Genomic DNA, 1,923 nt, shown 5'->3' on the forward strand with positions numbered 1-1,923 from the left:
AGCGAGGGATCTCAATACGCCTGGCTTTCAGGAGATTGAATACATCCTGTAAAATCTGTCTTGGGGGGTAATGGCGGGCAGCGCGATCATGGATGCTCTCCTTGAACAATGTTTTTGCCTCTTCATCAAAGGGTTTTATCGCAAGATATTCACGAATTATCTGTTTGTGGTAATTAAACGTCCGTTGATTATATCTTTTTAGTTGCGCCTCATTGCTATCAAAGCCGTATTCCTGGCATATGGCCTTGAGATCAAGTTCATAAAACTGTCTTGGCTGGTAGAATCGCGCTCCTGCCAGGCAATACCCAAACAATAAAATAAATCCAGCTTTATTGGTGATGCTATCAACGCTTTCCAGCCAGGCTTTTAACTCGGGTGGTAAAGTAAAATATTTATTTTGCTCGTCCGGTGAAAATTTTGGCGGGGCATTGAAAATAATTTGTTCTGCCGGGGTCAGTATTTCAAGCTTTGCCATTAATGTACATCCAGGAAATTAAATCTAATTCTTTAAACGCTCGTTTTATCAGGTAAGAAACTATAGCATATTGGTGCGCTATAAACGATAATAAAATCTATGGTGTTATGTGCGAAAACGACCTTAATACAAAAACGATAAGAGATGGATAAAAATTGTATGATTTATGGATATGTTCGGGTAAGCACCCAGGATCAAAATGTAGACAGCCAGAAAAATGCCATCAGCCGATATTGCATTGATCATAAGATCATGGTGGATGAATGGATCGAGCTGGAAATGTCTTCTAGAAAGTCAACTGCGCATCGCCGGATTGATGAATTGCTAGATAAATTATTACCAGGCGATATTGTGATTTCTTCTGAACTGTCACGGTTGGGGCGATCCATCAAGGAAACACTCAATACCATAGAAACGATTATTCAAGAAAAAAAGGCGCAACTGATTCTTATCAAACAAAATCTTGATTTGAATCCGGTAGCCAAAAACAATGTAGCCAATAAAGTGCTGATCACCATCTTTTCAATGCTGGCCGAACTGGAAAGGGATTTTATTTCAGAGCGGACAAAAGAAGGATTAAAGGCTCGCGCAGCCAAAGGTATCAAGCTTGGAAAACCAAAGGGAGTAATACAAGCCTCCATGTATGATCAGGAAAGAGAGAAAATTCTGCATCTTTACCAGCTGGGGGTACCCATACAGAAAATTATTTCAATACATCTTGGTTACGGAAAATACCTGTCACTCAAAGCCTGGCTTAAGAAGGTATCGGCATGAAAAAACATACCATTACTAATGAGCCTGTACTTCAGGCAATTGTTGAAGAACTAACCTCCCTATATCACTGTCATACTATTATATTATATGGTTCACGTGCACGCGGAGATTTTACAGCAAACAGTGATTATGACGTTGCAGGAATTACAAAAACGGGTAAAAAAGAACGCATTGCGCGTTTCGACGAAAAATATGGTGTGTATCATGATCTTTTTGTTTATCCGGAAAGTTCTTTTGATGCGATTTCCGATGAACATTTATGCATGTCTGATGGTATCGTTATTGTAGAAAATGAACATTTTGGTACAGAACTATTAAAAAAACTCTCTGCTGCCATAAAATTACCTGAATCTATTACTCCTGAGGAAATTACAGTACGTAAAGTCTGGTATCAAAAAATGTTGGCAAGGGCATCTACAAGAGACCTGGAAGGAAAGTACCGTCAAATATGGGCAATCTACACAATCCTTGAAGATTATTTTGTCTTTAGAAAATTACGCTATCAGGGACCTAAAAAAGCATTTCAGTATCTGGAAATACATGATCCTGAAACCTTCTCACTTTTTGATGAGACTCTCTCCAACATGGATGATGTTGATATTCTGAAAAGATTGATCGAAAAAATTACTCAATAAATCTCATTGCCAGTTTGGGCTGGATATGCGGTAAAACCC

Annotated in this window: 3 protein-coding genes; 2 read left to right on the top strand and 1 reads right to left on the bottom strand. The window is 38.7% G+C overall.

Going from position 1 to position 1,923, the window contains the following annotated elements; genetic code table 11:
• Positions 1-475 (bottom strand): DUF4158 domain-containing protein (locus ELY15_RS15425; protein ID WP_127101594.1); only part of this gene is annotated, 475 nt, incomplete at its 3' end.
• A 144-nt stretch (positions 476-619) separates the two neighbouring features.
• On the opposite strand from ELY15_RS15425, the gene ELY15_RS15430 reads away from it, so the two are divergent.
• Both ELY15_RS15430 and ELY15_RS15435 read left to right on the top strand, forming a co-directional pair.
• Positions 620-1,249 (top strand): recombinase family protein, encoded by a 630-nt coding sequence (locus tag ELY15_RS15430; protein ID WP_233586860.1) that lies wholly within the window; start codon positions 620-622, stop codon positions 1,247-1,249.
• Positions 1,246-1,884, top strand: coding sequence for a nucleotidyltransferase domain-containing protein (locus tag ELY15_RS15435; protein WP_233586861.1), 639 nt, complete (start codon positions 1,246-1,248; stop codon positions 1,882-1,884). Before ELY15_RS15430 ends, ELY15_RS15435 begins: the two co-directional genes overlap by 4 nt.
• Positions 1,885-1,923 lie beyond the last annotated feature (39 nt).

This window comes from Legionella sp. km772 (genome assembly GCF_003989735.1).
Lineage (GTDB): Bacteria > Pseudomonadota > Gammaproteobacteria > Legionellales > Legionellaceae > Legionella.

Excerpts from the sequence above, each read along its gene's own strand:
- ELY15_RS15430 (WP_233586860.1), top strand. The coding sequence starts at position 620 with ATGGATAAAAATTGTATGATTTATGGATATGTTCGGGTAAGCACCCAG.
- ELY15_RS15435 (WP_233586861.1), top strand. The coding sequence starts at position 1,246 with ATGAAAAAACATACCATTACTAATGAGCCTGTACTTCAGGCAATTGTT.